We start from the raw sequence: 26,946 nt of genomic DNA on the forward strand, positions 1-26,946 counted from the left end.
TTGCTCCCCGGGCGGGGATTGACGGGACGGGATTTACTTAGAGTAGCCTTGCCTAAGTTGACCGTCTCCGGAGGGTGGCCGGTGGGAACAGGGGAACTGTCGGGGCGGGATGTCCTGTCCGGCTCGGTCCGAAGGCAGGGGCGGCGGGTCGCTCTCGGTGCGGCGCTCGGGTGCGTGCACCAGCTCGGGGAGGCTCTGGTCCCCGTACTCATCGGTGTCGTCGTCGACCAGGCCGTGGCCGGCCGGGACGGCGGGCGTCTGGTGCTGTGGCTGGCGGTGCTGGCGGTCCTGTACGTGTGCCTGTCGTGGAGTTTCCGGCTGGGCGCGCGGGCCGCGGAACGCGGGGCCGAGGAGGCCGCGCACGAACTGCGGCTGGCCGTCGTGCGCCGGGTGCTCGACGCCCGCGGCGGGGCCGAGGCGGACCGGCTCTCCGGTGAGCTGGCCAACGTCGCCACCGAGGACGCCAAGCGCGTCGGTGCGGTCAACATGGCGCTGATGAGCGGGATTTCGGCCGTCGCCGGTATCGCCGTCAGCGCCGTGGCACTGCTGCTGACCTCCGTGCCGCTCGGTCTGATCGTGCTGCTGGGCACGCCCGTCCTGCTGTGGCTCGGGCATCTGCTGGGCAAGCCGCTGGAGCGGCGCAGCGAGGCCGAGCAGGACCGGGCCGCGGGCGCCGCGGGGGTCGCGGCCGATCTGGTGGCCGGACTGCGGGTGTTGAAGGGGCTGGGCGCGCAGCGGGCCGCGGTCGAGCGGTACCGCAGGACCAGCCAGGACTCCCTCGCGGCCACCCTGCGCGCGGCACGGGCCGAGTCGTGGCAGACCGGGCTCGTGCTGGCGCTCACCGGCGGGTTCATCGCGCTGATCGCCTGGGTCGGCGGCCGGCTGGCGCTCGACGGGTCGCTCACGCTGGGGCAGTTGGTCTCGGCGGTGGGGCTCGCGCTGTTCCTGCTGGGGCCGTTGGAGACGTCCGCGTGGGTCAACGCCGAGCTGGCGCAGGGCCGGGCCTCCGCCGCCCGGATCGCCGAGGTGCTCTCCGCGGGGCCCGCCGTCCCGGGCGGCGACGAGCCGGTTCCGGACGCGGTGCGCGGGGAGTTGCGGCTGCGCGGGGTACGGCTCGGCGGGCTGGACGGTGTGGACCTCGACGTGCCCGCCGGGCGGCTGACCGGGATCGCGGTGACCGATCCGGCCTGCGCCGAGGCCCTGTTGAGCTGTCTGGGCCGGGAGAGCGACCCGGAGTCGGGTTCGGTCGAGCTGGACGGGGTGCCGCTGACGAGGCTGGACCCGGCTCAGCTCCGGGCGGCGGTGCTGGTGGCCGCCCACGACGCGGCGCTGTTCGAGGGATCCCTCGCCGACAACGTGGTCCCCACGGCCACGGCCACCCCGACCGCCACCGCCACCGACGCCCCCGCCGCCACCGACGACCCGCTGACGGCACGCCCCATGACCGCCGACGCCGGCGACCTGCTCACAGCCGGCGCCATGGCCGCCGCCGACGCCGACGAGGTGGTCCGTTCGCTGCCGCGCGGTGCGGCCACCGGGGTGGGCGAGGGCGGGCGTTCGCTGTCCGGCGGGCAGCGGCAGCGCGTCCTGCTGGCGCGGGCGCTGCGGGCCGGGCCTCCGGTCCTGGTCGTGCACGATCCGACGACCGCCGTGGACGCGGTCACCGAGGCCCGGATCGCCGCGGGGCTGCGGGAGTTCCGGCGGGGCCGTACGACGGTCGTGGTGACCAACAGCCCGGCGCTGCTCGCCGTCACCGACCGGGTGGTGCTGCTGGACGGCGGCCGGGTCGGCGCCGAGGGCACCCACGCGGAACTCGCCCGGACCCATGAGACCTACCGGACGGCGGTGCTGGCATGACGGACGTCACCACGGGGCCGGACGGCACCGAAAGTCATCTGCTGCCCACCGCCACGCCCGCCCGCACCCGCGCGGCCGTCCGCGAACTCCTGCGCCCCGACCGGAAGCTGGCGGTCGCGGGCTTCGGCACCATGGTGATCGCGACGGCCGTCGGACTGCTCACCCAGCCGCTGCTCGGGCACATCGTGGACGTGGTCACCGAGCACCGCTCCCCCGACGCGCTCACCTGGCCCGTCCTCGCGCTCGCCGGGGTCGCCGCGGTGCAGGGCGTCAGCACCGCGCTGGGCATGTCCCTGGTGTCCCGGCTCGGCGAGACCGCGCTGGCCCGGCTGCGTGAACTCTTCGTCGAACGCGCCCTGTCGCTGCCGCTGGAGCGGCTGGAGCGGGCGGGCTCCGGCGACCTCAACGCCCGGGTCACCCGGGACGTCTCCCGGGTCGCCGACGCCGTCCGGACCGCGCTGCCCGAACTCGCCCGCTCCGGGCTGTCGATCGTGCTGACCCTGGCCGCCCTCGCCGTGCTGGACTGGCGGTTCCTGCTGGCCGCGCTGCTCGCGGTGCCCGTGCAGGCCCACACCGCCCGCTGGTACGTGCGCAACGCCGTGCCCCTGTACGCGAAGGAACGGATCGCCACCGGGGCCCAGCAGCAGCAGTTGCTGGACACGATCGGCGGGGCCCGCACGGTACGGGCGTACCGGCTCCAGGACGACCACACCCGCCGGGTCACCGAACGCTCGCGGGCGGCGGTGGAGCTGACCATGCGCGGGGTACGGCTGGTGCTCCGCTTCTACAGCAGGCTGCACATCGCCGAGTACGTGGGCCTCGCCGCCGTGCTGGTCACCGGGTTCCTGCTGGTGCGCTCCGGCGCCGCCTCGGTCGGTACCGCGACGGCCGCCGCGCTCTACTTCCACAGCCTCTTCGGGCCGGTCAACACCGCGCTGGTGCTCCTCGACGACGCCCAGTCGGCGACGGCGGGACTGGCCCGGCTGGTCGGGGTCGTCGACGAGCCGGCGTCCGCGGCCGACGAGCGCACGGACGGTCGTACCACCGGCATGGCGGGCGATCCGACCGTGACGCTGACCGGGGTCTCGCACGCCTATGTGCCCGGCCGTCCGGTGCTGCACGGCGTCGACCTCACGGTACGGCCCAAGGAACGGGTCGCGCTGGTCGGTACCACGGGTGCGGGCAAGACGACCCTGGCGCGGCTGGTGGCGGGGCTGCACCGTCCGGAGGCCGGACAGGTCGACGTCGGCGGCGCCGAACCGGACGGCTCCGGCCGCCTGGTGGGGCTCGTCACCCAGGAGGTGCACGTCTTCGCCGGGCCGCTCGCCGACGACCTGCGGCTCGCCCGCCCGGACGCGGACGACGAGGAACTGCGGGACGCGCTGGCCGCGGTGGGCGCCCTCGGCTGGGCCGAGGCCCTGCCGGAGGCGCTGGACACGGTCGTCGGCGACGGCGGCCACCGGCTCACCGCCGACCAGGCCCAGCAACTCGCCCTGGCCCGGCTGCTGCTGGCCGATCCGCCGGTCGCCGTGCTCGACGAGGCGACCGCCGAGGCGGGCAGCTCCGGCGCCCGGCTGCTCGACGAGGCCGCCGAGCAGGCGCTGCGGGGCCGTACCGCGCTGGTCGTGGCGCACCGCCTCAGCCAGGCCGCCGCGGCCGACCGGGTGGTCGTGCTGAGCGACGGCCGGGTGGTCGAGGAGGGCACACACGACGAACTCCTCGCCGCCCGGGGCCAGTACGCCGCCCTGTGGCAGGCCTGGTCGGACCACCGCTCCCCCACCGCTCCCCACTGACCCCAGAACAGCCGAGAACAGCCGAGAACGGCCAAGAACAGAAGGATCAGCCGATGCCCCGCGTCACCAGAGTGTCCAGGCTCACCGGCCTGCTCGCCTCCGTCATCCTGCTCACGGCGACGGCGGTCGCCTGCGGCTCCTCCGACTCCGACAGCGACTCCGGCTCGACCTCTTCTTCCTCCTCGTCCGGGGCAGAGGGCTCGTCCGCCGACGCGTTCCCCGTGACGATCGCCCACAAGTTCGGCAGTACGACCATCAAGTCCGCACCCGAGCGGATCGTGACGGTCGGCCTCACCGACCAGGACGCCGTCCTCGCCCTCGGCAAGGTCCCGGTCGGCACCACCGAGTGGCTGGGCGGCTACAAGGGCGCGATCGGCCCCTGGGCCCAGGACAAGCTGGGCAGTTCCCCCGCGCCGACCGTGCTCAAGGACACCGGCACCGGTCCGCAGGTGGAGAAGATCGCCGCGCTCAAGCCGGACCTGATCCTCGCGGTGTACTCGGGGCTGACGAAGGCCCAGTACGAGAGCCTGTCGAAGTTCGCGCCGGTCGTGGCCCAGCCGAAGCAGTACAACGACTACGGCGTGCCGTGGCAGCAGCAGACCGAGGAGATCGGGCAGGCGCTCGGCAAGGCCGCCGAGGCGAAGACGCTGGTCTCGGGCGTGGAGGCCAAGTTCGCCGCGGCGAAGAAGGCGAACCCCGCGTTCGCCGAGGCCACGGCGGTCATGGCTACCCCGTACCAGGGCGTGTTCGTCTACGGCAGCGAGGACCCGCGCTCCCGGCTCCTGTCCGACCTCGGCTTCTCGCTGCCCAAGGACCTCGACAAGGTGATCGGGGACCAGTTCGGCGCCCAGATCAGCAAGGAGCGCTACGACCTGCTCGACCAGGACGTGGCCGTGTGGATCGCGCCGGACACCACCACCTCGGTCACCAAGCTGCACAGCGACCCGGTCTACGGCGATCTGAACGTGGTGAAGCAGGGTCGTGAGGTCTACATCAAGGAGACCAGCGACTACGGCAACGCGGTGTCGCTGTCGACCGTGCTGAGCATCCCCTACGTCCTGGACCGCCTGGTGCCGCAGCTGGCGGCGGCGGTGGACGGCAAGGCGTCGACGAAGGTGGAACAGCCGGCGTCCTGAGCGCGGAAAGGGGAAGGGGGGTGGCCCGGTTCGACACCGGGCCACCCCCCTTTCCCGTTGCGTCCGTCAGGAGCCCTCGACCAGGCTCTTGGGCCGCATGTCCGTCCAGTGGGTCTCGATGTGGTCCAGGCACTCCTGCCGGGGGGCCGGGCCGTGGGCGACCGTCCAGCCGGCCGGTACGTCCACGAAGTCGGGCCACAGGCTGTACTGGCCCTCGTCGTTGACGAGGACGGAGTAGACGCCGTCGGGGTTCTCGAACGGGTTGCTCATGTCAGGGGGTCCTTGCCTTTCGGTCTGTTCGACGGGTGCGGTGGGTCAGTTCAGTTCGTCCGCGCGTGCCACCACCGCCTCCAGCGCCCGGAACCACGTCTCGGCCAGCTCCCGTACCGCTTCCTCGGTGAGGAGTCCGGCCGCGTAGGCCCAGTGGGCGCTGAGTTCCGGACCCTCGGGGCGGTCCTCGGTGAGGGCGTTGAGGGTGAGCGCGTGCGACATCGGCATGCCGGGGTCGGCGTCGAGGTCGGCGGCGTCCTCCTCGGCGGCGTAGGACCAGTCGGCTGCCGCGGGGCGGTCGAAGCGGCCCATGTAGTTGAACTCGATCTGGGGTTCGGCGAGTTCGGCGAGGAGCGGGCCGGTCGCGGGGTTGAGCCGGCGCAGCAGGCCGTGGCCGATGCCGGCCGCCGGAAGGGCGGTGAGGTGGTCGCGGATCCGGGCCACCGCCGCGTCGAGGGCGGCTCCGCCGGTCAGGGCGTCGGGCCCGGAGGCACCGGGGTCGAGCCGTACCGGGACGACGCTGGTGAACCAGCCGACCGTGCGGGACAGGTCGGCGTCGCCCGCGAGTTCCTCCTCGCGGCCGTGGCCCTCCAGGTCGACCAGGACCGGGCCGCCCGCGTGCTCCGCGCCCAGCGTCCGGGCCCGCCAGTCGCCGACGGCGAGGGCGAAGGCGGTGAGCAGGACGTCGTTGACGCTCGCCCCGAAGGCGGCCGGAACCCGGCTCAGCAGCGGGCCGGTGACGCCGGCCGGGAGGGAGAGGGACAGGTAGCGGGTGGTGGCGACCGTGTCCCGCGCCGGATCGAGCGGACGGGCCAGGGGCAGGTCGGCGCCCGCGGCGAGGGCGGAGGTCCACCAGGGCAGCTCGTCCTCGGCGGCCGGTTCGCCCGCGCGGGTGCCGAGCAGCCGTGCCCAGCGGGCGAACGACAGCTCCACCGGCGCCGGTTCGGGGGTACGGCCGCCGCGGACGGCCGCCCAGGCGGTGGCCAGGTCGGGCAGCAGCACGCGCCAGGAGACGCCGTCGACCACCAGGTGGTGGACGAGGAGCAGCAGCCGTCCGGGCCGGTCGGGACCGGCGTCGAACCACACCGCCCGCACCATCGCCCCGGCCTCGGGGTCGAGCCCCGCCAGCGCGCGCGGAGCGTGGTCGGCGATGGCGTCCCGCAGCGCGCTCTCGTCCTCGGCCGTCTCGCGTACGTCGACCCGGGCGAGCCAGGTCCGTACGTCGGTGTCGCCCGCCGCCGGCACCGACAGGGCGGCCTCCGGGGTGCGGACCAGCCGGGCCCGGAGCATGTCGTGGCGGGCGGCGAGGGCGCCGAGCACGGTCAGCAGGCCGGGTTCGGTGAGGTCGGCCGGGGTGCGCAGCAGGGCCGCCTGGTGGTAGGCGGCGATGGGGCCGCCGCGGTCGAGCAGGGCACGCATGATCGGGGTGAGCGGGACGGTCCCGGTGCCGTCGTCGTGCGCGGCCCGCCGGTCGTCCGCGCCCAGCGGGACGGCGACGGCGGCCAGGGCCGCGACGGTGCGGTGCTGGAGGACCTGGCGGGGGGTGATCCGCAGGCCGCCCGAGCGGGCGCGGGCGACGAGCTGCATGGCGACGATGCTGTCCCCGCCGAAGGCGAAGAAGTCGTCGTCCGTGCCGATCGCCTCGGCGGGCAGCCCGAGGGCGTCCGCGAACAGGGCGCGCAGGGCGCGTTCGGTGTCGTTCTCCGGGGTCCGGCCGCCGCCCGCTGCGGTGAAGTCGGGGGCGGGCAGGGCGGCCCGGTCGAGCTTGCCGTTGGAGAGCAGCGGCAGCCGCTCCAGGACGACCACGGCGGCCGGGACCATGTAGTCGGGCAGGCGGGCGGCGGCGTGGGCACGCAGCTCCGCGCCGCCCGTGCCGCCCGTGCCGCCCGTGCCGCCCGAGCCGTCCGGGACCGCGTAGGCGATCAACTGCCGGACCCCGGGCCGGTGTTCGCGGGTCACGACGACGCTCTGCGCGACCGCGGGGTGGCTGTCCAACGCGGCCTCGATCTCGGCGAGTTCGACCCGGTAGCCGCGGATCTTCACCTGGTCGTCGGTGCGTCCGGCGAATTCGAGCAGCCCGTCCTCGGTCCAGCGGGCCAGGTCGCCGGTGCGGTACATGCGGGCCCCGGGCAGCCCGAAGGGGTCGGCGACGAACCGTTCGGCGGTGAGGTCGGGCCGGCCGAGGTAGCCGCGGGCCAGGCCGGGTCCCGACAGGTACAGCTCGCCGGTGACGCCGGGCGGGACCGGGCGCAGGGCGGTGTCCAGGACGTAGGCGCGGGAGTGGTGGACGGGGCGGCCGACGACCGGGCGGGCGCTGTCGCGGACCCGGCCGACGAGGGCGTCGACGGTGGCCTCGGTGGGGCCGTACAGGTTGACCGCCTCGGTGTCGGGGAGCGCGGCGAGCCGCTGCCACAGCGCGTCGGGTACGGCCTCGCCGCCGAAGCCGACCACCGCGAGCGGGCAGTCGCCGTCGGGCCCGATCAGGCCGCTGTCGGCCATCCGGGCGAGCAGGGACGGGGTGACCTCGATGAAGTCGATGTCCCGGTCGCGGACGAAGGCGGCGAGGAGTTCGGGGTCGCGACGGGTGTCGTCGTCGGCGATGTGCAGGGCGTGTCCGTCGAGGAGCCAGAGCTGCGGCTGCCAGGAGGCGTCGAAGGAGAACGACCAGGCGTGGCCGACCCGCAGGTGCCGCCGTCCGGTGCGCTCCTTGGCGAGGTCGTGCAGGTCGTGGCGGTGGCTGTGGAAGAGGTTGGCGACTCCGCGCTGGGTGACGACGACGCCCTTGGGGCGGCCGGTGGAGCCGGAGGTGTAGATGACGTAGGCGGGGTCGTCGGGGCCGGGGGCGGTGGGTTCGGCCTGGGGCAGCCCGTCCGCCGGGGCGTCGAGCCGCACGACGGGGACGTCCGTCGCGGGCAGCGCGCCCGCGGTCGCGTCGGTGGCGAGGACCAGCACCGGGCGGGCGTCGGCCAGCATGTCGGTGCGGCGGGCCGCGGGCAGGTCGGGGTCGAGGGGCAGGTAGGCGGCGCCCGCCTTCAGCACCGCGAGGATCGCGGCGATGTGGTCGGCGGTGCGGGGCAGGGCGAGGGCCACGATCCGCTCGGGCCCGGCGCCGTGCCCGGCCAGGATGCGGGCCAACTCGGCGCTTCGGGCGTCGAGTTCGGCGAACGTCCAGGTGGTGCGGCCGTCGGTGACGGCGACCGCGTCCGGAGTGGCGGCGGCCTGGGCGGCGAACAGCGCCGGTACCGTGCCGAGGCGTTCGGCGGCCGGCAGGGCGGTGTCGTTCCAGGTCTCCAGGACGGTGTACCGGTCGGCGGAGTCGAGCAGGTCGAGGCGGCCGACGGGGCGCCCGGGGTCGGCGGCCATGCCGGTGAGCAGGCCGGTCAGGGCGGCCGTGATCCGCCGTACGGTGGCCGCGTCGAACAGGTCGGGGCGGAACTCGGCGGTCACCCGCAGCCGTTCGGCGGGCTCGACCGCCCAGGCCAGCGGGTAGTGGGTGGAGTCCGCGTGCTCGCGGACCGTGGCCCGCGGCGCGACGCCCGCGTTCTCGCCCGTCTCCTCGTCCGGGTCCGCCACCGGGTACGACTCGAACACCACGAGGGTGTCGAAGAGTTCGCCGAGTCCGGCGGTGCGCTGGATGTCGGCGAGCCCGAGGTGCTGGTGGGCGATGAGCCGGGACTGTTCGTCCTGGAGCCGCTCCAGGAGGGCGGCCGTGCTCTCCTCGGGGCGGATCCGCACCCGGACCGGGATCGTGTTGATGAAGAGCCCGATCATCGCCTCGGAGCCGGGGAGTTCGGGCGAGCGGCCCGCCACGGTGGCGCCGAACACCACGTCGTCGCGTCCGGTGAGCCGGCCGAGGAGCACGCCCCAGGCGGCCTGCACGAGGGTGTTGACGGTGACGCCGGTGCGCCGGGCGAACGCCTCCAGTTCCGCGGTGCGGCCTGCGTCCAGCTCCACGGTGTGGGTGTGCGGGACGGCGGCGGCCCGGTCGGGGTCGGCGGGCGCGAGCCGGGTGGGTTCGGCGAGGCCGGTGAGGGCCTCGGTCCAGGCGGTGGCGGAGGCGGCCGGGTCCTGGGCGGCCAGCAGCCGCAGGTGCTCCCGGTAGGGGGCGGGCAGGGCCGGGGTGCGGCCCTCGTAGCGCGCCCAGAGTTCGGCGGTGAGCAGCGGCAGCGACCAGCCGTCGAGGAGCAGGTGCTGGTGCGAGAGCACGAGGCGGTGCCGGTCCGGGCCGGTGCGGGCCAGCAACAGGCGCAGCAGCGGCGGCCGTTCGGGGTCGAAGCGGCGCCGTTCCTGCCCGAGCACCCGGGTCCAGGCCGCCTCGTCGCCGTCGGTGAGGTCGAGCTGCCGCCAGGGCAGCACGGCGGTGCGCGGTACGACGGCCACCGGGCGGCCGGAGGAGAGGTACCGGAAGCCGCTGCGCAGGTTCTCGTGGGCGTCGAGCAGGTCCTGGGCCGCGGCGCGCAGGCGGTCGGCGTCGACGGGGCCGTCGAGGTCGTAGGAGATCTGGACGGTGTAGACGTCCGGTCCCTCGTCGCCGGAGTCCAGGGCCGCGTGGAAGAGCAGTCCGGCCTGGAGCGGGGAGAGGGGGAGCACGTCGGTGCCGGCGGGGAGGGCGGCGACCTCGGCGCGTTCGGCGTCGGTGAGGTCGAGCAGGACCGTCTCCTCGGCCCGGTCCCCGGACGTGGCCGTGGTCGCCACCGCGGCCAGTCCTGCCACCGACTTGTGCCGGAACACGTCGCGCGGGCTGAACGCCAGCCCGGCCGCGCGGGCCCTGGCGACCAGCTGCATGGCGACGATGCTGTCCCCGCCGAGGGCGAAGAAGTCGTCGTCCACGCCGACGCGTTCGAGGCCGAGCACGTCGGCGACGAGCGCTCCGAGGGTCTCCTCCAGCGGGGTCCGGGGCCGGGTGTCGCCGACCTCGGCGGCGAAGTCCGGGGCGGGCAGGGCCCGGCGGTCCAGCTTGCCGTTGGGGGTGAGCGGGAGGGCGTCGAGGGTGACCACGGCGGCCGGGACCATGTACTCGGGCAGTGCGGCCGTGGCGTGCGCGCGCAGGGCCGCGGAGTCCACGGTGGCGCCGGGGGCCGGGACGGCGTACGCCACGAGCCGGTCGTCGCGGACCACGACGGTGGCGTGCGCGACGGCCGGGTGGGCGGCGAGCACGGTCTCGATCTCGCCGGGCTCGATGCGGAAGCCGCGCAGCTTGACCTGGTCGTCGGTGCGGCCGAGGTACTCCAGCTCGCCGTCTGCCGTCCAACGGGCCAGGTCGCCGGTGCGGTACATGCGGGCCCCCGCCGGGCCGTACGGGTCGGCGACGAACCGCTCGGCGGTCAGGCCGGGGCGGCCGAGGTAGCCGCGGGCCAGCTGGACGCCCGCCAGGTACAGCTCGCCGGCGACGCCGGGCGGCACCGGGCGCAGGCCGGCGTCGAGGACGTAGGTGCGGGTGTTCCACACCGGGCGGCCGATCGGCACGGTGTCCGGATCGGCCGGCACCTCGTGGGCGGTGACGTCGACGGAGGCCTCCGTCGGGCCGTAGAGGTTGTGCAGCCGGGTGTCCGGGAGGAGTCGGCGGAACCGGGCGGCCGACGGTGCGGGCAGGGCCTCGCCGCTGCACATCACCCGGCGCAGGCCGGTGCAGCTCGCGGCGGCCGGCTCGTCGAGGAAGGCGCGCAGCATGGACGGCACGAAGTGGGCGGTGGTGACGGCCTGTTCGCGGATCAGCTCGGCCAGGTAGGCCGGGTCCTGGTGGCCCTCGGGCCGGGCGACGACCAGCGTGGCGCCGGTGATCAGCGGCCAGAAGAACTCCCACACCGACACGTCGAACCCGGCCGGGGTCTTCTGCAGGACCCGGTCGTCGGCGCCGAGGCGGTACGCGTCCTGCATCCACAGCAGGCGGTTGACGATGCCCGCGTGCGGGACGACCACGCCCTTGGGACGGCCGGTGGAGCCCGAGGTGTAGATGACGTAGGCCGGGTGCCGGGGGTCGTAGGAGGTGGGCAGGGGGGCGTCGGCCGGGTGGGCGGGGGTGCCGTCGGCGGTCACCGTGAGACGGGGCACGCCGGTGTCCGGAACGGTGCCGCCCTCCCCCGTGACCAGGCAGGCCGGGCGGGCGTCGGCGAGCGTGTACGCCAGCCGGTCGGCCGGGTAGCCCGGGTCGAGGGGCAGGTAGGCGGCGCCCGCGCGGTGCACGGCGAGCAGGGTCACCACGAGGGCGGCGGAGCGCGGCAGGGCGACGGCGACGGTCGTCTCGGCGCGGGCGCCGTGCGCGGCGAGGGTGTGGGCCAGCCGTTCGACGCGCTGGTCGAGTTCGGCGTAGGTGAGCGGGGTGCCCTCGAAGACGACGGCCGGGGCGGCGGGGATGCGGGCCGCCTGGGCGCGGAACAGTTCGGGAAGCGTGACGTCCGGGACGGTCCTGGTGGTGTCGTTCCAGCCGGTGAGGACCTGGGCGCGTTCGTCGTCGCGCAGGACGTCGAGGGTGCCGACGCGGCGGCCGGGGTCGGCGGCGACCTGGGTGAGCAGGGCCTCCAGGCGGCGGGCGAGGAGTACGGCGGTCCGCTCGTCGAAGAGGTCGGCGCTGTACTCGATCCAGCCGTCGATGCCCTCGTCCCGCTCGACGAAGTCGAAGCTGAGGTCGAACTTGGCGCTGTCCTGTCCGACGGTCTCGCGGCGGGCGGTCAGGCCGGGCAGCGCGGGGCCGTCACCGGGTCCGGCGAGGTGGACGACCATCACCTGGAACAACGGGTGCCTGGCCAGGGAGCGTTCGGGGTTGAGTGCCTCCACCAGCCGTTCGAAGGGCAGGTCCTGGTGCTCGTAGGCGGCCAGGTCGGTCTCCCGGACCCGGTCGAGCAGCTCGGCGAAGGTGGGGTCGCCGGACAGGTCGGTGCGCAGGACCAGGGAGTTGACGAAGAAGCCGACCAGGTCTTCGAGGGCCTCGTCGGACCGCCCGGACACCGGGGCGCCGAGCGGGATGTCGTCTCCGGCGCCGAGCCGGTGCAGGAGTGCGGCCACCGCGGCCTGGGCCACCATGAACATGCTGACGCCGTGGGCGCGGGCTAGGCCGCGCAGGGCGCCGGCCAGGGCGGGCGGGACGGTGAAGGCGGTGGTGCCGCCGCGCCCGGTGGGCTCGGCGGGGCGCGGCCGGTCGGTGGGCAGGTCCAGTTCGGCGGGCAGCCCGCGCAGGGTCCCGGTCCAGTGGGCGAGCAGCTCCGGCTCGGCCGCGGCCAGCAGGTCGCGCTGCCAGAGCGTGTAGTCGGCGTAGCTCGCGGGCAGCGGAGCCCAGTCGGGGGCCCGGCCCGTGGTGCGGGCGGCGTAGGCGGTGGCGAGGTCGGCGAACAGGGGGCGGTCGGACCACTCGTCGGTGGCGATGTGGTGCAGCAGGAGCAGCAGGACGTGTTCGTGCGGGCCGGTCTCGAACAGGGTGGCGCGCAGCGGGAGTTCGCGCTCCAGGTCGAAGACGTGCGCCGCCCGGCCGGCGAGTTCCCCGAACGGGGCACTCTCCAGCGGGACTTCGGCATCGGCGAGGATCCGCTGGTACGGGATCCCGTCGACCGCCGGGAAGACGGTCCGCAGCGGGGTGTGCCGGGCGGCCACGTCGTTCAGGGCGGCCTGGAGGGCGTCCCGGTCCAGGGGGCCGGTCAGCCGCCAGGCCGAGGGGAGGTTGTACGCGGTGCTCGCGCCGTCCACCTGCGCGAGCAGCCAGAGCCTGCGCTGTGCGGCGGACAGCGGCAGCCGTTCGGGGCGCGGACGCGGGACGGCGAGCGCGGGACGCGACCCGGCGGCGGAGGTGTCCGTGCGGGCGGCGAGCTGGGCGGCCGTGGGTGCCTCGAAGACGTCACGGACCGTCAGTTCCGCGCCGAGCGCGGTGCGGACGCGGCCGGCCAGGCGCATGGCGAGCAGCGAGTGGCCGCCCAGCGCGAAGAAGTCGTCGGCCACGCCGACCCGTTCGCGGCCGAGGACGTCGGCGAACAGGGCGGTGAGGATCTCCTCGCGCGGGGTGCGCGGCGCGGTGCCGTCGCCCGTGGCCGCGGTGAACTCGGGGGCGGGCAGGGCCTTGCGGTCGAGCTTGCCGTTCGGGGTGAGCGGCAGCGCGTCCAGGGTGACGTAGGCGGCCGGCACCATGTGGGCGGGGAGGACGGCGGCGGCGTGGGCGCGCAGGGCGGTCGCGTCCACCACCGGGCCCGTGGCGGGCACGACGTGGGCGACGAGTGCCTGGCCGTGCACGGTGACGGTGGCGTGCGCGACGGCCGGGTGGGCGGCGAGCACGGCCTCGATCTCGCCGGGCTCGACGCGGAAACCGCGCACCTTCACCTGGTCGTCGGTGCGGCCGAGGTACTCGACCGTGCCGTCCCCCGTCCAGCGGGCGAGGTCACCGGTGCGGTACATGCGGCTGCCTGCCGGGCCGTACGGATCGGCGACGAACCGCTCGGCGGTCAGCCCGGGCCGGTCCAGATAGCCGCGCGCCAGCTGGACACCGGCCAGGTACAGCTCGCCCGGCACGCCCGGCGGCACCGGGCGCAGGCCGGCGTCGAGGACGTAGAGGCGGGTGTTCCAGACCGGGCGGCCGATGGGGACGGTGGTCGCGCCGGGGCCGATCCCGGTCGCGGTGACGTCGACGGACGCCTCGGTGGGGCCGTAGAGGTTGTACAGCTCGGCGTCCAGCACCTCGTGGCAGCGGCGGGCGAGGGCGGCCGGGAGCGCCTCGCCGCTGCACAGCACACGGCGCAGGCCGGTGCAGCCGGCGGCCGTCGGCTCCTCCAGGAAGAGCTGGAGCATCGAGGGCACGAAGTGGACGGTGGTGACGGCCTGTTCGCGGATCAGCGCGGCCAGGTAGGCGGGGTCGCGGTGGCCCTCGGGCCGGGCGACGACCAGCGTGGCGCCGGTGATCAGCGGCCAGAAGAACTCCCACACCGACACGTCGAAACTGGACGGCGTCTTCTGCAGGACCCGGTCGTCGGCGCCGAGGCCGTAGGCCTCCTGCATCCACAGCAGACGGTTGACGATGCCCGCGTGCGGGACGACCACACCCTTGGGACGGCCCGTGGAGCCCGAGGTGTAGATGACGTAGGCCGGGTGCCGGGGGTCGTACGACGTCGGGAGCGGCGCCTCCGGGCCGGTGGGCAGCGCGTCGCGGATCACGCACACCGGGCGGGCGTCCTCGACCATGAGGGCGAGCCGGTCCGCCGGGTAGTCCGGGTCCAGCGGCAGGTAGGCGGCGCCGGCGCGGTGGGCGGCGAGGAGGGCCACGACGAGGTCGGCCGAGCGGGGCAGGGCGACGGCGACGGTCCGTTCCGGGCCGGCGCCGAGTCCGGCCAGGACCCGGGCGGTGTGCTCGACGCGGGCGTCCAACTGGGCGTAGGTGAGCCGCTGTTCCTCGAAGACGAGGGCGGTGGCGTCGGGGGTGCGGGCCGCCTGGGCGCGGAAGAGGTCGGGAAGCGTGACGTCCGGGACGGTCCTGGCGGTGTCGTTCCAGCCGGTGAGGACGCGGGCCCGCTCGTCCTCGTGCAGGATGTCCAGGTCCCCGAGCGGGGCGTCGGGTGCGGCGGCGGCGTGCGCGAGGAGCCGGGCCGCGCGGTCGGCCAGGCCCTCGGCCGTGCCGGGGTCGAAGAGGTCGGTGGCGTACTCCAGGACCAGCACCACCCGGTCGGACTCGTCGACGTAGGTGAAGTGCAGGTCGAACTTGGCCATGCCGGTGTCCATGTCGGACCACTCGGTGGCCAGGCCCAGCACGTCGGGGTCGCCGTCGGGCCGGTGGTGGTAGCCGAGCATGACCTGGAAGAGCGGGTTGCGGCCGGCCGTCCGGGGCGGGTTGAGGGCCTCCACCACCCGGTCGAAGGGCAGGTCCTGGTACTCGAAGGCGGTCAGCGACGACTCCCGCACCCGGCCGAGGAGTTCACGGAACGTCAGCCGGTCGCCGGACAGGTCGGTGCGCAGCACCAGGGTGTTGACGAAGAAGCCCACCAGGTCACCGAGGGCCTCGTCGGTGCGGCCCGCGACGGGCGCGCCGAGGGGGATGTCGTCGCCCGCGCCCAGCCGCCGGAGCAGGGCGGCGGTGGCGGCCTGGAACACCATGAACATGCTGGTGCCGGTGGATCCGGCGAGGTCGCGCAGGGCCTGGCCGGTGGCGGCCGGCAGCTCCAGGCGGACCTTGCCGCCGCGGCCGGTCGGCTCGGCGGGGCGCGGGCGGTCGGCGGGCAGCGCCAGCTCCTCCGGGAGTCCGCGCAGCGCCTCACGCCAGTAGGCGAGTTGGGCCTCGCCGGTCGCGTCGAGCAACCGCCGCTGCCACAGGGTGTAGTCGGCGTACTGCACGGGCAGCGCCGCCCACTCGGGGGCGGTACCCGCGCGGCGGGCCGCGTAGGCGGTGTCCAGGTCGGCGAGGAACGGCCGGTCGGACCACTCGTCGGTGGTGATGTGGTGCAGGACGACGGCCACCACGTGGTCGTCGTCGGCCAGCCGGAACACCTCGCAGCGCAGCGGGAGTTCCGCGGTGAGGGCGAAGGGGCGGCGCTGGGCCGCCTCGATCAGCGCGGGCAGCGCCTCCTCCGTGGCGTCGGCCACGGTGAGGGCCGGGTGCGCGTCCTCGGCGGGGACGATCCACTGGTACGGCTCGCCGTCGTGCGCCGGGAACACGGTGCGCAGTGCCTCGTGGCGGGCGGCCACGTCCCGCAGGGCGGCGCGCAGGGCCTCGGTGTCGAGGTCGCCGCGCAGCCGGAAGACCAGCGGGAAGTTGTAGGCGACGCCGCTGCCGGTGATCTGCTCGACGAGCAGCAGTCGGCGCTGGGCCGGGGAGAGCGGGATCCGGGCGGGCCGGTCGGTGACCGGGGTGACGGGCGGCCGGGCGGGGCTCGCGGTGCCGACGCGGGCGGCGAGCCGGGCCGGGGTGGGGGCCTCGAAGAGGTCGCGGATGGCGAGTTCGGCGCCCAGTTCGGTGCGGGCGCGGCTGACCAGCCGGGTGGCGAGCAGCGAGTGGCCGCCGAGGTCGAAGAAGTTGTCCTCGGCACCGGCCTCGGGCAGCCCCAGCACCTCGGCGAACAGGCGGCAGAGCACCTCCTCCCGCGGGGTGCGGGGGCCGCGTCCGCCGCCGAGGGCGACGGCGGGTTCGGCCTCGGGCAGGGCGCGCACGTCCAGCTTGCCGTTGGCGTTCATGGGCAGGCCGTCGACGGTGACGAAGGCGGCCGGGACCATGTACTCGGGCAGTTCGCGTCCGAGGTCCTCGCGCAGCCGCCGGACCAGGGCGCCGGTCTCACGGGCGGCGGTCGGGTCGTTGGCGTAGGGGGCGGTGCCGCCGCCGGGCCGGAACAGACCTGCGGTGAGGCGGTGTTCGGCGCCCAGGAACACGGCGTCGTAGGTCCCGGCCCCCGGCGACCAGGTGGTCAGGACCTGGTGTCCGGCGTCGGCGCCGAGTGCGTACAGGGTCTCCGGGTCGACACCGTCCTCGCGGACGCGGCCGTCGGGGATGCCGGTGACGCGCAGGACCGCGGGGCGCCCGGTGCGCGGGCGTTCGCCCACGCGGGCGATCAGCTCCCCCGCGTCGCGCAGGAGCCGGCCGACGGCTCCGGACGTCAGGCCTCCGCGGGCGAGTTCGCCCACGGTGTGGGCCGTGCCCCACTCGACCGTCGGCGCGTCGTCGAGGCGGACGCCGGGCTCGCCGGCGTACAGGACGACGTCGTAGCGGTGCCTGGTCAGCTCGTTGTGGTGACGGCCGCGCTTGGTGCGCAGGTCGACGTGGTGGCCGAGGGTGGTGAAGTAGTCGGGGTCGACCAGGAGTTCCTTCTCCAGGCGCAGCCCCCGCTCCACCGCAGCCGGCAGCTCGGACTCCGCCGTGCCCCGGGCCTGCTGGATCTCGGTGTGGAAGGTGCGGGCCAGCCGCAGGTTGCGGACGTCGCCGACGAACAGGGCGCCGCCGGGCGCGAGCAGTGCCATGGCGCCGTCGATGACGGCGGTGAGGTACTCGATGCTCGGGAAGTACTGGATGACGGAGTTGACGACGATCGTGTCGAAGTGGCCGGCGGGCAGCCCGCTGAGATCGTCGGCGGGCCGGCAGCGCAGCTGAACCCGGGAGGCCAGCTCGGGGTCCCGGTCCCGCAGCTCCGCGCCGATCTTGCGGATCACCGGGGCGGCGAAGTCGGTCGCCCAGTACTCCGCCGCGTCCGGGGCGAGCCGGGACAGCAGCAGGCCCGAGCCGACGCCGATTTCGAGGATGCGGCGCGGGTTCAGGGCCCGGATGCGGGCGACCGTGGCCTCGCGCCACTCGTGCATCTGCTCGAAGGGGATGGGCCGGCCGTCGTAGGAGCTGTCCCAGCCGTCGTACTGCTCGGTGAAGACGGCGGTGCCGATCTCCTCGTACTCGTCGGAGTAGATCTCCTGCCACTCCCCCACCTGCGCGGCCTCGGCGGCGGTGCGGTCGGCGGGGTCGGCGCCGGAGGGCACGACGTAGCCGACGAGGCGTTCGTCGCGGACCACGACGGCGGCCTGGGAGACCAGCGGGTGGCGGCTGAGGGCGGCCTCGATCTCGCCGGGCTCGATCCGGTAGCCGCGGATCTTCACCTGGTCGTCGGTGCGGCCGAGGAAGTCGAGGTTGCCGTCGGGGCCCCGGCGCACCAGGTCACCGGTGCGGTACATGCGCTCGCCGGGCTCCCCGAACGGGTCGGCGACGAACCGCTCGGCGGTCAGTCCCGGCCGGTCCAGGTAGCCGCGGGCCAGGCCGATGCCGGCGATGTACAGCTCGCCGGGGACGCCGTCGGGCACCGGCCGCAGCCAGGCGTCCAGGAGGTGGGCGCGGGTGCCGCGGATGGGCTTGCCGACGGTGGGGGTGTCGGAGTCGAGGGTGCCGCCGCCGAGGGTGTTGATGGTGTACTCGGTCGGCCCGTACAGGTTGTAGCCGTACGTCCCCTCGGTGTCGCGCAGCGCCGCCCACACCGTCTCCGGGACGGCCTCGCCGCCGAGCAGCACGAGCGGCGGAACGTGGCCCTCCAGCAGGCCCTGCTCGATCAGCAGCCGCGCGTACGTGGGCGTGACGTTGACGACGTCGATGCGGTGCCGCTCGCAGTAGGCGACCAGGGCCTCCGCGTCGCGCCGCAACTCCTCGTCGCAGACGTGCACTTCGTGGCCCTCGACCAGCCAGAGCAGCTCCTCCCACGACATGTCGAAGGCGAAGGACACGGTGTGCGCGATGCGCAGCCGCCGGCCGCCCGCCGCGGCGATCGCGGGCTCGAAGATCTCCTTCTGGTGGTTGAGCTGCATGTTCGTCAGGCCCCGGTAGGGGGTGACGACGCCCTTGGGGCGGCCGGTGGAGCCGGAGGTGTAGATGACGTAGGCGGGGTGTTCGAGGCTGAAGCGGCGCCGGACGGGGGTGTCGGGGAGGCCGGCCAGCTCGTTGCGGACCGCCGGGTCGTCGAGCAGGACGCGCGGCAGGCCGTCGCCGTCGAGGGTCGCGGAGACGGCGGTGGTGGAGAGCAGGAGCAGCGGGCGGGCGTCGGCCAGCATCAGGGAGAGCCGGTCGGCCGGGTGGTCCAGCTCCAGGGGCAGGTAGGCGGCGCCGGTGCGCAGCACGGCGAAGAGCGCGACCACCATGTCGAGGGAGCGGCCGAGGCCGAGCGCGACCACGTGCTCGGGACCGGCGCCGCGCTCGACGAGCAGCCGGGCCATCCGGTTGACGGCCGCGTCGAGTTCGGCGTACGTCAGCGCCCGCTCGCCGAGGACGAGGGCGCGGGCGTCCGGGGTGCGGGCGGCCTGGGCGGCCAGCAGGTCGGCGACGGTCTCCTCGGGGACCTCGACCCGGCCGGCCGCCCACTCCTCGCGCAGCGCCGCGTGTTCGGCGGGCAGCAGCGGGTCGAGGGAGCCCACGGGGGCCGTGAGGTCGGCGGTGAGCCGGTCGACGAGCAGGGTGAAGCGGTCCAGCAGGGCGCGGGCCCGGTCGGCGGGGACCAGGTCGGGCCGGTGGGTGAGGGTGACGGTGATCCGCTGCCCGGGGGTGACGACGAGGTTGGCCGGGTAGTGGGTGGCGTCGACGTTGGCGACGGCGGTGGCCCCGTGCCGGGTGCGCAGCTCCGCCAGCCGGTCCTCGGTGTCGTTGTTGCGCAGCACGAACAGCGTGTCGAAGAGCTTGCGGTGCCCGGTCTCGGCCTGGAGCACACCGAGGCTGAGGTGCTCGTACGGCATCAGGTCGAGGCGTTCGCCCTGGACGCGGCGGAGCAGACCGAGGACCGGTTCGGCGGGGTCGAGGGCGATCCGGGTGGGGACGGTGTTGAGGAAGAGGCCGATGATGTTCTCGACGTCGTGGACCTCGCTGGGCCGGCCGGCGACCGTGGTGCCGAACACGACGTCGCTGCGGCCGGTCGCGGAGGCGAGGGTGAGGCCCCAGGCGGCGTTGAGCAGGGTGTTCAGGGTGAGGCCGTGGACCCGGCCGGTCTCCCGCAGCCGGTCGCCGAGTTCGGCGGTGAGGCGGACGTCGAGCTGGTCGGGGATGACCGGTTCGAGGCCGTCGGCGGCGGCCGGGGCCAGCAGGGTGGGCTCCTCAAGACCGGCCAGCGCGGTGCGCCAGGCGGCCGTGGCGGCGGTGTCGTCCTGCTGGTCGAGCCAGGTCAGGTAGTCCCGGTAGCTGCCGGGGGCGGGCAGCGCGGAGGCGTCGCCGCCGGACTCGTAGAGGGCGAACAGCTCGTCCAGGAAGAGCCAGGCCGACCAGCCGTCCCAGAGGATCAGGTGGCGGCCGACGACGAGCCGGTCGCCGCGCTCGGCGCCGAGCCGCAGCAGGAGCAGCCGGAACAGCGGGGGCGCGGACAGGTCGAACCGCCGGTTGCGCTCGGCCTCGGTCAACTCCCTTATCCGCGCGTCCTGTTCCGGGGCCGCGAGGTGCGAGAGGTCGACCTCGTCGAGCGGGATCTCCGGGGTCTCGACGATGAACTGCACCGGCTGGTCGAGGCCTTCGCTGGTGAACCCGGCGCGCAGGCCCGGGTTGCGGTCCAGGAGGGTGCGGACGGCGGCGCGCAGCCGGGCCGGGTTCAGCCCGGTGGCGAAGTCGAAGGTCTCGTGGACGGTGTAGACGTCCAACGCGCCCTGGTCGTAGGCCGAGTGGAAGAACAGGCCCTCCTGGAGCGGGGCCAGCGGCCAGACGTCGGCGACCGCGGCCGGGGCGGCGAGCGCGCGGATCCGGGTGTGTTCGGCGTCGGTGAGGGTGAAGGCGGCAGCGGCGGCGGGCGCTTCCCGCGTGACGGTGCCGGCGGTGGCGGCGAGCGCGGCGGGGGTCCGGTGCGTGAACACGTCCCGCGGGCTGAGGTCCAGGCCGGCCGCGCGGGCCCGGCTGGCGACGCCGATGGAGCTGATGCTGTCGCCGCCGACCCGGAAGAAGTCGTCGTCCGGGCCGACGTCGGCGATGCCGAGGACGGCCGCGAAGATCCCGGTGAGCCGCCGCTCCAGGGGGCCCTCGGGTGCGCGGCGGGCGGCGCGTTCGGCCTCGGGGGCGGGCAGCGCGGCCTGGTCGAGCTTGCCGCTGGGGGTGAGCGGGAGGTCGTCGAGGACGACGTACGCCTCGGGGACCAGCGGCGCGGGCAGCGCCCCGGCGAGGGCGGCGCGCAGGTCGGCGGGGTCGGCGACGGCACCGGCCGCCGGGACCGCGTAGGCGACGAGCCGCCCGTCGCGGACGACCACGGCACCGCGCGCCACCGCCGGGTGCCGGGTCAACGCGGCCTCGATCTCACCGAGTTCGATCCGGTTGCCGCGCAGCTTGACCTGCCGGTCGGTGCGGCCGAGGTAGTCGAGGGTGCCGTCGGCACGCCGGCGCACGAGGTCCCCGGTGCGGTACATGCGGGCGCCGGGCGCGTCGGCGTACGGATCGGCCACGAAGCGGTCGGCGGTGAGGGCGGGCCGCCGGTGGTAGCCGCGGGCCAGCTGGACACCGGTCAGGTACAGCTCGCCGGGCACCCCGTCCGGCACCGGGCGCAGGCAGGAGTCCAGCACCCGCACACCGGTGTTCCACACGGGCCGCCCGATGGGCACGACCGTCCCCGGCGTGCCGTCACAGGCGTGGTACGTCACGTCCACGGCGGCCTCGGTCGGGCCGTACAGGTTGTGCAGCGGTACGCCCGTCAGGTCGTGCCAGCGCCGGGCCGCCGCGCCCGACAGGGCCTCGCCGCTGCTGAAGACGCGGCGCAGACTGCCCGCCCAGGCGGGATCGGCGGTGACCTCCTCCGACGCCAGGAACGCGTCCAGCATCGACGGCACGAAGTGCATCGTCGTGACGCCCTCGGCCCGGATCAGCCGGGCCAGGTAGGCGGGGTCGCGGTGCCCGTCGGGCGCGGCGAGCACGACCGCGGCGCCCTCGCGCAGCGCCCAGAAGAACTCCCAGACACTGACGTCGAAACTGGACGGGGTCTTCTGCAGCACGCGGTCGTCGGCGGCCAGTCCGTACGCACCCTGCATCCAGGCGAGCCGGTTGCCGATCGCACGGTGGGTGACGACGACACCCTTGGGGCGGCCGGTGGAGCCGGAGGTGTAGATGAGGTAGGCGGGGTGGTCGGGGGTGAGGGGCGCGGTGTCCGGTACCTCCTCGGGAACGTCGCCCTCGTCCTCGACGTGCAGGATCTCCAGGCCGTCCACCGCCGGCAGGCGTACGGCGTCCCGTGCCGTGGTGACGACGGTGCGGGCGCCGGAGTCGGTGAGCATGTACGCGATGCGGTCGGCCGGGTAGTCGAGGTCGACCGGCAGGTAGGCGGCGCCCGACTTGAGCACCCCGAGGAGCGCCACCATCAACTCGGCCGAACGCGGCACCGCGACGGCGACGAACCGCTCGGGCCCGGAGCCGCGGGCGCGCAGGCGGCGGGCCAGCCGCTCGGCTCGGGCGTCGAGTTCGGCGTAGGTGAGGGTGGTGCCCTCGTGCACGACGGCGGTGGCGTCGGGCGTGCGGGCGGTCCGGGCGGCGATGGCGGCGGGCAGGGTGGTCGCGGGTACGGCGCGCCGCTCGCCCTCGACGTGTCCGTGCTCGCCCTCGACCAGCAGGTCCAGCGCGGCCACCGGGCGTGCGGTGTCCTCGGCGAGGGCGTCGAGGACCCGGGTGAGCCGGTCGGCGAGCAGTCGCACGGCCTCGCGGGGGATCCGGTTCTCGTGGTGCTTGAGCCGCAGGTCGAGGCGGCGGCCGGGCTTGACGATCAGGGCCAGCGGATAGTGCACGGCGTCGTGGAAGGCGTGCCCGGCCAGCCGGACCGTGCCGGTGGGGTCGGCGAGGTTCGGTTCGGCGGGGTAGTTCTCGAAGACGACCAGGGTGTCGAAGAGTTCGCCGTCGCCCGCGTGCCCGGCGGCCCGCTGGATCTCGGCGAGGCCGAGCTGCTGGTGGTCCAGCAGGGCGCTCTGCTCCTGCTGGAGGCGTTCCAGGACGGCGCCGAGGGTGTCGGTGGGGGCCCAGGCCAGCCGGGTGGGCAGGGTGTTGATGAAGAGGCCGACCATCGACTCGATGCCGGGCACGGCGGCGTCGCGGCCGGAGACGGTGGTGCCGAAGACCACGTCCTGGCGGCCGGTCAGTCCGGCGAGGAGCAGGCCCCAGGCGGCCTGGACGACCGTGCCGAGAGTGACACCGTGTTCGCGGGCGCGGGCGGTGAGCCGGGCGGTGGTGCGCTCGGGCAGCTCGACGCGGAGCTGCGCGGGCTCGACCGGCCCGGCGGCGGCCGGGGTCCCGACCAGGCGGGTGGGCTCGTCGATCCCGGCGAGGGCGGTGCGCCAGGCGTCCCGGGCCGCCTCCCGGTCGGCGCGGGCGACGCGGGCCAGGTAGCCGCGGTACGGGGCGACTTCGGGCAGTGGCGCGGGCTGTTCGCCGTAGAGGGCGAGGAGTTCGCGGTGCAGGACGGGCAGGGACCAGCCGTCGGCCACGATGTGGTGGAAGGTCAGGACGAGTTGGCTGCGGTCCGCGCCGAGACGGACCAGGGCGCAGCGCAGCAGCGGCGGGTGGGCGAGGTCGAAGCGGCGGGCGCGTTCGTCGGCGGCGACGGCCGCGGCGAGGCCGGTACGGACCGCGGGGTCCTGGGCGGAGAGGTCGACCTCGCGCCAGGGCACGTCGAGTCCGTCGGCGACGAGCTGGGCGGGGCGGCCGTCCGGGAGCTGGCGGAAGCAGGCCCGCAGCGGGGAGTGCCGGTCGAGGAGCCGCTGGGCGGCCTGGCGGAGGAGGCCGCCGTCGACGGGTCCGGCGAGTTCGACCACCTGCTGGACGACATAGGCGTCGTGCTCGGCGCCGTCCACGAGGGCGTGGAAGAAGAAGCCCTCCTGGAGCGGGCCGAGCGGCAGGACCTCGGCGACGGTGAGCGGGGCGTCGCCCTGGAGCGCGGCGAGTTCGTCGGCGGTGGGCGGGTCCCAGGGGGTGCCGGCCGGGTCCTCGGCGGCGCCGGAGGTGTCGGCGGCGGTGCGGGCGACCCCGGCGAGCCGGTCGACCGTGCGGTGCCGGAAGACGTCGCGCGGGGTCAGCTCCAGACCGGCCCCGCGGGCCAGGACCAGCAGCTGGATGGCGACGATGCTGTCCCCGCCGAGCGCGAAGAAGTCGTCGTCGACGGTGACCGAGGGAACCCGCAGGGCCCGCGCGTACAGGTCGCACAGCAGGCGCTCGCGTTCGGTGCGCGGGGCGCGGCCCGAGCTGAGCAGGCCGTAGTCCGGGACCGGCAGGGCGGCGGAGTCGAGCTTGCCGCTCGGGGTGACCGGGAGCCGGTCCACCGGGACGAGGGCGGCCGGGACCATGTACTCGGGCAGGAACTCGGCGGCGTGCGCGCGCAGCTGGGCCATCAGCGCGGTGACGTTGCGGAACGGCGCGGGACGGTTGGTGTGCGGGTGCGCCTCGGGCCGGGCCTGGCCGGGGAGGTACAGCGGGCCGAGCGGGGTGTCGTCGCCGCGCGCGAACACCGCGTCCAGGCTGCCGTCCTCGGCGTCCGCGGTCCAGGTCAGGGCAGCCAGGTAGCCGTGCCGGGCGGCGGTCTCGTACAGCGTCTCCGGGTCGACGCCCGCGCTGCCGGTGCGGCTGCTGTCGTCGAGGGCGCCGAGCGCGGTCAGGTCGGGAGCGAGACGGGCGTTGGGGATGCCCGTCACGCGGAGGTGAACGGGGCGGTCCGGGGCGGCGAGCCGCACACCGAGGGCATCCGGGGTACCGAACGCGGACCAGGGCACAGGGGACGAGAGGTCCGGGGCCGAGACAGCCGAGGTCGACCCCGCCGAGGCAGAGCCAGCCGAAGCCGAGGCGTCCGGGGCCGGTTCGGTGGCGGGGCGCAGGACGACGTCGTAGCGGTAGCGGGTGAGCTCGTTGTGGTGGGTGCCGCGCTTGACGCGCACGTCGGCGGTGAAGCCGTCCAGGGTCGCGAAGTAGTCCGGGTCGACGAGGAGTTCGCCCTCCCAGGCCACGGCCCGGTCGACGGCGGCGCGCAGGGCCTCCTTGTCGTCGGCGAACTCCCTTCGGCCGCGGCCCGACTCGATGGCCGTCGCCAGCGTCCGCAGCAGCCGCAGGTTGCGTACGTCGCCGACGAACAGCGCGCCGCCGGGCGCCAGCAGGCGCGCGGCCGAGCGCAGGACGTCGGTGAGGTAGTCGGCGCCCGGGAAGTACTGGATCACGGAGTTGACGACGACGGTGTCGAAGTGGCCCTCGGGGAGGCCGGTCAGCCCGTGTGCGGGGAGGGCGTGCAGCGTGACCTTGCCGGCCAGCTCCGGCACGGCGTCGACCTGGGCGCGCAGCGCGCGGACCGCTTCGCCGGAGAGGTCGGTGCCGACGTACTCGGCGCAGTCGGGGGCGATCCGGGAGAGCAGCAGGCCGCTGCCGACGCCGATCTCAAGGACGCGGCGGGGCCGCAGTTCGCGGATCCGGGCGACGGTCGCGTCCCGCCACTCGCGCAGGTCCGCGAGCGGCAGGGGGAGGCCGTCGTACATGCTGTTCCAGCCCGCGAAGTTCTCCTCGAAGCCGTCGGATCCGGCGGCGGAGTAGAGGAGTTCGTGCAGGTCCTTCCAGTCGGACACGGCCTCGTCGGCCCCGGCGGCCCCGGTGCCGTCCGGGGCGTCCAGGGCGGGCACGACGTAGGCGGCGAGGCGGCGGTCGCCGGGGCGGTCCTCGCGGACCACGACGGCGGCCTGGTCGACGGCCGGGTGGGCGCGCAGCACCGACTCGATCTCGCCGGGCTCGATGCGGAAGCCGCGGATCTTGATCTGGCTGTCGGCGCGGCCGTGGAACTCCAGGCGCCCGTCGGACCTCCAGCGGACCAGGTCGCCGGTGCGGTAGAGCCGTTCGCCGGGCGCGCCGAACGGGTCGGCGACGAACCGTTCGGCGGTCAGCGCGGGCCGCCCCAGGTAGCCGCGGGCGAGTCCGGCGCCGCCGAGGTACAACTCCCCGACCACACCGGCCGGTACGGGCCGCAGCCGGTCGTCGAGGACGTAGGCGCGGGTGCCGGGGTCGGGGACGCCGATGGGCACGATGGTGCCGGCCGGGGTGTCCGGGTCGCACAGGCCGAGCGTGGAGTTGGTGGTGGCCTCGGTGGGCCCGTACGCGTTGAACATCATCCGGCCGCGCGCGTAGCGGCCGACCAGCTCGGGCGAGACCCGCTCGGTACCGGCCAGCAGGGTTGCCGTGGGCGGGAGTTGCACGTCGTCGGGCATGGCCGCGAGGAGAGCCGGCGGCAGGATCATGAAGGTGATGCCGTGCTCGTTCGCGTAGTCGGCGAGGGGCGCGCCGGGCACCCGGCGGTCGGCGGGTACGACGACCAGCCGGCCGCCGGAGAGCAGGCCGAGGCACAGGTCCCAGAAGGCCACGTCGAAGCTGGGCGAGGCGAACTGCAGGACCCTGCTGTGCGGGCCGATCCCGAACCGTTCGCGCTGGGTGGCGGCCAGCTTGGCGACTCCGGCGTGCGAGAGCACCACGCCCTTGGGGCGGCCGGTGGAGCCGGAGGTGTAGATGACGTACGCGGCGTGCGCGACCGTCAACGCGTCGGCGGTGGCGGGGTCGTGGGCCGGGAGGGCGGCCAGCTCGGCGACGGTCTCCGGGGCGTCGAGGACCAGCGTCGCCGGGCCCGGCGGCAGGTCGGGGACCGTGTCGGCGGTGGTGACGAGGCAGACCGGACGGGCGTCGTCGAGCATGTACGCGATGCGGTCGGCCGGGTAGTCGGTGTCGACGGGGAGGTAGGCCGCGCCCGTCTTCAGTACGGCGACCTCCGCGACGATCATCTCGGCGGAGCGGGGTACGGCGAGCGCCACGACCTGCTCGGGACCGGCGCCCCGGGCGACCAGGGCATGGGCCAACCGGGCCGCACGGGCGTCGAGTTCGGCGTAGGTGAGGCGGACGTCCCCGTGCACGAGGGCCACCTCGTCGGGGCGGGCGGCGACCTGGTCGGCGAACATGCGCGGCCAGGTGCGGGCGGGCACGTCGTGGTCGGTGTCGTTCCAGTCGGCCAGGATCCGCTGCCGTTCACCGGCATCGAGGAGCCGGAGGTCGGCGACCGGGGTGCCGGGCCGGTCGAGGGCGTCGGCGAGGAGCGTGGCGTAGTGGCCGAGGATCCGGTCGACGGTGGCGGGTTCGAAGAGGTCGGCGGCGTAGTCCGCGCGCAGCGCCGGGCCGCTCGGGGACAGCGCCAGGTCGAGCGGGCCGCCCGCGTCCCAGGGCGCGGGGCCGAAGCCGACGGCGCACAACAGGGCGCCGCCGCGCCCGGGTTCGGGAGCGAGCAGCCGTAGCAGCGCGGCCGTGGGCAGCCGGTGGGCGGCGGCCTGTGCGTGGACGGCCGTGACGTGGTCGCGCAACTCGGCGAACGTCATGGTGCCGTTCACCCGCAGCCGGAGCGGCAGCCCCTCGTGAGCGACCGTCAGATCCTGCGCCGTGCCGCCGCCGTAGCGGTGCAGCAGGGCGACGAAGGCGGCGAGCAGGGTGGGTTCGTCGGCCGTCACGCCGAGTTCGGCCGTAC

5 protein-coding genes are annotated in these 26,946 nt (G+C 75.2%); 3 read left to right on the forward strand and 2 right to left on the reverse strand.

The window, feature by feature from the left end:
- Positions 1–81 precede the first annotated feature (81 nt).
- From AB0D74_RS39635 to AB0D74_RS39645, 3 genes are read left to right on the forward strand one after another with little or no spacing between them, the layout of a single operon-like run.
- Positions 82–1,857: an ABC transporter ATP-binding protein gene (locus AB0D74_RS39635; protein WP_362598146.1), complete on the forward strand. Its 1,776-nt coding sequence runs from the start codon at positions 82–84 to the stop codon at positions 1,855–1,857.
- Positions 1,854–3,650, forward strand: a complete 1,797-nt coding sequence (locus AB0D74_RS39640) for an ABC transporter ATP-binding protein (protein ID WP_362598149.1) — start codon at positions 1,854–1,856, stop codon at positions 3,648–3,650. Before AB0D74_RS39635 ends, AB0D74_RS39640 begins: the two co-directional genes overlap by 4 nt.
- 53 nt (positions 3,651–3,703) lie before the next feature.
- Entirely contained in the window at positions 3,704–4,786 is a 1,083-nt protein-coding gene (locus tag AB0D74_RS39645) for an iron-siderophore ABC transporter substrate-binding protein (RefSeq protein ID WP_362598151.1), read from the forward strand.
- A gap of 66 nt (positions 4,787–4,852) precedes the next feature.
- Here AB0D74_RS39645 and AB0D74_RS39650 read toward each other — a convergent pair whose 3' ends face one another.
- Both AB0D74_RS39650 and AB0D74_RS39655 read right to left on the reverse strand, forming a co-directional pair.
- Complete coding sequence (locus AB0D74_RS39650; RefSeq protein ID WP_189262309.1) at positions 4,853–5,056, reverse strand: MbtH family protein; 204 nt, start codon at positions 5,054–5,056, stop codon at positions 4,853–4,855.
- A gap of 45 nt (positions 5,057–5,101) precedes the next feature.
- On the reverse strand, positions 5,102–26,929 hold the full coding sequence (locus AB0D74_RS39655; RefSeq protein ID WP_362598154.1) for a non-ribosomal peptide synthase/polyketide synthase: 21,828 nt from the start codon (positions 26,927–26,929) through the stop codon (positions 5,102–5,104).
- Positions 26,930–26,946 lie beyond the last annotated feature (17 nt).

It is taken from the genome of Streptomyces sp. NPDC048278 (assembly GCF_040652195.1).
Taxonomy (GTDB): domain Bacteria; phylum Actinomycetota; class Actinomycetes; order Streptomycetales; family Streptomycetaceae; genus Streptomyces.